At 61.4% G+C, this 5,230-nt stretch carries 4 protein-coding genes and 1 pseudogene; 3 read left to right on the top strand and 2 right to left on the bottom strand.

Going from position 1 to position 5,230, the window contains the following annotated elements:
- The first annotated feature begins 148 nt into the window (after positions 1–148).
- The 3 genes from EN935_RS21185 to EN935_RS21175 all read left to right on the top strand — a co-directional run bounded on the left by EN935_RS21185 (position 149) and on the right by EN935_RS21175 (position 3,921).
- Positions 149–1,777, top strand: a complete 1,629-nt coding sequence (locus EN935_RS21185; RefSeq protein WP_109662863.1) for a glycosyltransferase family 39 protein — start codon at positions 149–151, stop codon at positions 1,775–1,777.
- 171 nt (positions 1,778–1,948) lie between these two features.
- Positions 1,949–2,875: a lysylphosphatidylglycerol synthase domain-containing protein gene (locus EN935_RS21180; protein WP_109662861.1), complete on the top strand. Its 927-nt coding sequence runs from the start codon at positions 1,949–1,951 to the stop codon at positions 2,873–2,875.
- A gap of 44 nt (positions 2,876–2,919) precedes the next feature.
- Complete coding sequence (locus EN935_RS21175; RefSeq protein ID WP_245468770.1) at positions 2,920–3,921, top strand: glycosyltransferase family 2 protein; 1,002 nt, start codon at positions 2,920–2,922, stop codon at positions 3,919–3,921.
- A 187-nt stretch (positions 3,922–4,108) separates the two neighbouring features.
- Here EN935_RS21175 and EN935_RS21170 read toward each other — a convergent pair whose 3' ends face one another.
- Both EN935_RS21170 and EN935_RS21165 read right to left on the bottom strand, forming a co-directional pair.
- A complete protein-coding gene (locus tag EN935_RS21170) occupies positions 4,109–4,510 on the bottom strand; it encodes a hypothetical protein (protein WP_109662857.1) in 402 nt (133 codons plus the stop codon).
- A 326-nt stretch (positions 4,511–4,836) separates the two neighbouring features.
- Positions 4,837–5,230 (bottom strand): annotated as a pseudogene (locus EN935_RS21165) (N-acetylglucosaminyltransferase); the annotation flags it as partial.

The raw sequence follows: 5,230 nt of genomic DNA, 5'->3' as shown, positions 1-5,230 counted from the left end.
CCTTTGCGAAGCAGACAGACGACAACTATTCGAGACACGCGCGCAGCCTGCAGTCGTCAAAATTAAGAATTGCGTCGTATATTCCTCCAACCCTGACAATCGCGCGCAAAAGCAGCATGCGCAGACATCAGGCGGGACGCGGTTTCAAATGACGGACGACCCGGAATTGAATCAGGCCGAAGGTCGGCAATACCTGCAGCAGTCGACCGACCGGGACACGGCTGCGCGCAACTACCTGAGCCCCAACACGGCGATCTTGCTGGGGATCCTGTTCATCGCAGGCATGTTCCGGTTCCACGACATCACCTTGCCGCTGGTCGATGCCTTCAGCTGGCGCGAGACAAGCACGGCAATGATGGCCGACAATTTCCAGCAGCGCAGCTGGAACATCTTCTTCCCGGAGGTCAGCTGGACCGGACCCGGGCCAAGCTATCAGGGCCGCGAGTTCCAGATCGTCAGTTATCTGACCGCCCTGCTCTACCAACTCTTCGGCTGGCACGACTGGTTCGGCCGCATGATTGCGGCCCTCTTCGGCCTGGTGACGGTGTTTTCGCTGCACAGGCTGACAGCGCTTTGCTGGGGCGAAACGCACGCCCATGTGGCGGCGCTCGCCTATGCGCTGATGCCTGCGACGATCATGATCGACAGCTCGTTTCTCCCGGAGCCCTCGATGCTGGCGTTGGTGACGCTCGGCATCTGGCTGTTCGTGAAATACTGGGTAGGCGGCAACGAGCGGCTGCTCCTGTTGGCCACGCTCAGCTTCACGTTTGGTGTGCTAGCAAAGCCCCCGGGCATCGCCGCCGGCTCCGTCATCTTCTATCTGGTGGCCTGCTGGATCTTACAGAAGCGATACAGACCGGCAATACGGACGTCGGTGAGTGGACTTCTCAGCCTCGCTGTCATCGCTGCCTATTTTAGCTGGGCGATACATCTTGGCCGGACATATCCACCGTATCATACCGCTGGTTTCGGATATATCTGGGACAGCGGCTTCTGGACTTTTTTTGACAACTATTTCTACTTGAATTCCGTTTGGAACAAATCGGTATGGTGGTTCTACGGTTATCCGATCATGATCCTGATCGTGATCGGATTCTGGCTGCCGCCAAGGCCAAGCACCGGATCCCAGGAGCGCATTCTTTCAGCTATCCCCTACGTTTGGCTGGCGGGCGCTCTGGTGGTCTATGTTGCTGCAGCGCGTGAAATCACCAGCAACCCGTGGAACTACCATATCTTCCATGTGCCGTTCGCCATGTTCTGCGCTCGCGGCGCGCTTGTGCTGGCGACGCTCGCATCCGGGATGACGTGGTCGCCGATGGTCGTCCTGCGCTCGGTCTGCATCGCGGCCGTGGTACTCGTCTGGTCGACATGTCCGCTGGTGAAGACAATGAAGGCGCCGATCGCCATGAACGGCAAGCTGCTTGGCGAGGAGCTGGCGCGGCTCGCCAAGCCAGGCGACCTGGTCATCGCCGTTGCTCCGGATGTGGGGGATCCCGTTGCCGTCTACTACAGTAGGATGCGCGGCTGGGTATTTCCTCCGGGCGGCGGTGACTTCAACTGGGCAATGTTCGTCAAGGACGACGCTACCGCGATCGCGCAGATCGAGGAGTTGCGCGCCGAGGGCGCGGACTTCCTCGGCGCCACAAAGAATGCCGAAGACGACAACAATCAGCTATTCGTCGAGCACCATGCCGGGGTGATCGATTATCTCGACAAGATCGGGACCAAGCTCGTGGATTCGGATAAACTGCTGATCTATAAAATCAGCAGCCCTTGATGGAGCCAGAGATTAGGCAAAGGCCGGAAATGCGGCCGCCGCCGGCGGTTGCGCGGACAGCCTCTCCCGCGCAACCCAGGCAATGCGGTCGACCAGGCGACCCGATCCGCTACCAATGCCGTGGATCTTGAGATACAGCACGCCGGGACCGACGGAACTCAGGAGGAATTGTTGAAGCGAACGATTTCGATAATCGTGACGCTGGCCCTGCTGGCTTGGCTCGCCAGCGACTCGCGCTGGCGGATGGTCGGCGACGCCTTCGCCCGCATAACGCCCGGCGTATTCGCGGTGGCGACGATCGCGTTTTTCGTCACCTATGTCTTGCGTGCGCTGCGTGTCTGCGACGAGTTCCGCGACGAGGTGCACGGCCGTTTCGGCGCTTGCCTGCGCGTCATTCTGATCCACAATGCGATGATCAACGTCGTCCCCTTCCGTGGCGGCGAGACGGCCTTTCCCCTGCTCCTGCGCCAGGTCTTCGGCATACCGATCATGCGCGCCAGCGCCTCGCTGCTGTGGTTCAGGCTGCAGGATGCCTTCGTCGTTGGCGTGCTGGCCCTGGCGGTGTGGCCGGGCTTGCATCCGGCGATAAGGATCGCGGGCGTGGCCGCCTTGATCGCCGCCGCCTGGTATCTGCCGCGCTGGGCGCGCGCGCCGCATGACTGGGCCGGCCGCGGCAAGATCGTGGCGAAGCTCGGCACGCTGCGCGATGTCTTCACCGAAGCGACCGGGCGCTCGCGCTACGGCTGGTGGTGGACGATCGCCAACTGGTCGCTGAAGCTCGCTGTACAAGGATGGTTGTTGGCAATGCTGCTGGGAACATCCTTTTCGACCGCCTTTCCGGGCGTCGTCGGGGCCGAAGGCGCCGCAATCCTGCCGGTGCAAGGCGTCGCCGGCTTCGGCACCTATGAAGCGGGAGCGGCAGCCGCGCTGCTCACCTCCGGCATCGACATGAAGGCAGGCCTGCAGGCGGCGCTGGCGCTGCACCTGTTCATCTTTTGCTCGGCTATCGCCACGGGCGCGATCGCCTGGCTGTTTCCCTCGAAATCGACGCTGCCGGGGAACCCGGCCGTCGGCTCTGCAAGGAAGTCATCGCTATGAACGTATTGCCTATCCCCGCTTCTGGACTGCCTGACGGCGCGGTGATGCCGGACCATACGCTGTCGATCGTCGTGCCCATGTACAACGAGGCCGAAAACGTCGAGCCGCTGCTGGCACGGATTCACCAGGCAATGGAACGCTACGACCAACCGTGGGAAGTCGTGCTGGTCGATGACGGCAGCACCGACGCGACGGTGAGCGAGATCCGGCGCCTGGCAGCGCATTACGGTCCGCATGTGCATGCGGTCGAGCTTGTGCGCAACTACAAGCAGACCGCCGCGATGCAGGCCGGCATCGACGCAGCGCGCGGCGACGTCATCGCCACGATCGACGGCGATCTGCAAAATGATCCCTACGACATCCCGCGCATGGTCTACCGCCTGCTGAGCGAAGATCTCGACCTGGTGGTCGGCTGGCGCAAGGACCGCCAGGAAGGTTTTTTCATGCGCAGGCTGCCCTCGCGCATCGCCAATGCGCTGATCGCGCGCGTCACCGGCGTGCGCCTCAAGGATTATGGCTGCAGCCTCAAGGTCTATCGCGGCAACGTCATCCGCAGCGTCAAGCTTTATGGTGAGATGCACCGCTTCATCCCGGCATGGCTGGCCACGGTGACGACCCCGAGACGCATTGCGCAGGAGGTGGTGACGCATCATGCTCGCATCCACGGCCAGTCGAAATACGGCATTTCGCGCACCTTCAGGGTCGTGCTCGACCTGGTCTTCATGTATTTCTTCATGCGCTACCGCACGCGGCCCGGTCATTTCTTCGGTGGCATCGGCATCGTGCTGGGCGCGTTGGGGTCCCTGATCCTTGCCTATCTGTTTGGTCTGAAGCTGTTTTTCGGTCAAGACATCGGAACGCGCCCGATGCTGTTCACCGGCTTCTTCCTGCTCATCGCCGGCGTGCAGATGGTGACGTCGGGTGTGCTGGCGGAAATGCTGGCGCGCGTCTATCACGAAGCGAACGGGTCGTCGGCCTATGTCGCGCGGCCGCAACCGGCACCCGGTGAAAATGATGGCGACGGCTGGCGGCGCACCGGCCGGTGACCTCGCAAAGCTGCTTCTGGACCGTGACGACAAGGTCGTAGGCTGAAGGTGGCGAGGCTCGCCCGGCTTTCCGCAGGACGGGACTTCCTTCCACGACTGGATATTGCCGAACAGGGCCTCCGGAGGGCAAGAGGTAGCGGGCAGAGCCTGCGCCAACCTCTCGCCCTCGACTCGCCCCCGCCGAAGATCAGTATCGCGAACGGCAGCTCGAGCGTTGGCCAAAGCCACTCGGGCTGCAGAGCCATGGCGAGCGGCCCAGCAGCGGACCGGCGTCGCCAAGGGTGTAGGAAACCTTCAGAAGCGCCGGCTTGCCGAGGCGCGGCGGCTGGATAAAGGCCGCATAGGCCAGCGCATTGGTGCGGGTCACGCTGGTCATGCGCACGACCGGCTTGCGGTGAAGGTCTCGCTTGTTTTTGAGATAGTGAATCTTGTGGCCGAGCTTGTGGACCGCAGGTTCGCCGCGAATCTGTCCGGTCTCGGCCGCATTAGCGCCCTGAGCACCCGCGACCATGGAGATCAACGCGGCTGCGGCAATAGTGTAGATGCACTTCCTGCCGATATTAACTGGGCCTTCAATGAACTTGTTCATCACCAATCCCCTGTTGCAGACTATAGGCAAAGGCACACCGCGGCATATTTTGTGCTGAGCGTTTTCCACGCCGTGTGAACTTCCTTTTCCATTGCACAATATTAGACTAAGCTTATTAAAATTCAGGCAAACGGCGTAGTGAGCGCCGTCTTTCCGCCTTGCGCTGGATTTTATTAAATTGCGATCGATCTCACGGATGTCGCACGAGGACGCGCGACGGGTTTTGGCGCGACGCGCTTTGGAGCCTCAATAGTCGTCGTTGTGGAAGAAGAGAGCCGTGGGCGGGAAACTGCCTCGTAGCTGTCCCGAGGCCGATTCTCGAGGCGTCAGCGGCTTGCATCCCAACTGGGGTCGAAATGCACCGTATAGTTTCCGAGCCCGCCCTGGCCGGCGCCGGAAACCGGAAAGATTACCCTGACAATGCGCAGATGGCCCGCGCCCTGCTGCAGCCCATAAATGCCTTGCAATCCGCGGTCATAGAATGCGGCGGCCGGAGCCGACAGCGCGAGCACGGCGAGTGAGGTGTGCAGGGCATATTTGGCGACATTGGCGCGCAGCGGGATCTTGTTCTCGATGACGTGCCTTGCGACAATTACGGCGACGAGCAATCCATAAAAGAACGCATTGAAAGCGGCGAACCAGTAGAAGCCGGCGGCGTTCGCAGGGTGGTCGACAAGAAGAACCGGCAATGATGCACCGACCGCAAGCACCACATAGGGA

This window comes from Mesorhizobium sp. M7D.F.Ca.US.004.03.1.1, assembly GCF_003998635.1.
Classification (GTDB): domain Bacteria; phylum Pseudomonadota; class Alphaproteobacteria; order Rhizobiales; family Rhizobiaceae; genus Mesorhizobium; species Mesorhizobium loti.
The sequence above is the reverse complement of the archived record's forward strand: the minus strand, read 5'-3'. Positions and strand labels throughout refer to the sequence as shown.

What these genes read in the sequence shown, in the direction of transcription:
- EN935_RS21175 (WP_245468770.1), top strand. Translation starts at nt 2,920, where the DNA reads ATGCCGGACCATACGCTGTCGATCGTCGTGCCCATGTACAACGAGGCC.
- EN935_RS21170 (WP_109662857.1), bottom strand. Translation starts at nt 4,510, where the DNA reads ATGAACAAGTTCATTGAAGGCCCAGTTAATATCGGCAGGAAGTGCATC.
- EN935_RS21185 (WP_109662863.1), top strand. Translation starts at nt 149, where the DNA reads ATGACGGACGACCCGGAATTGAATCAGGCCGAAGGTCGGCAATACCTG.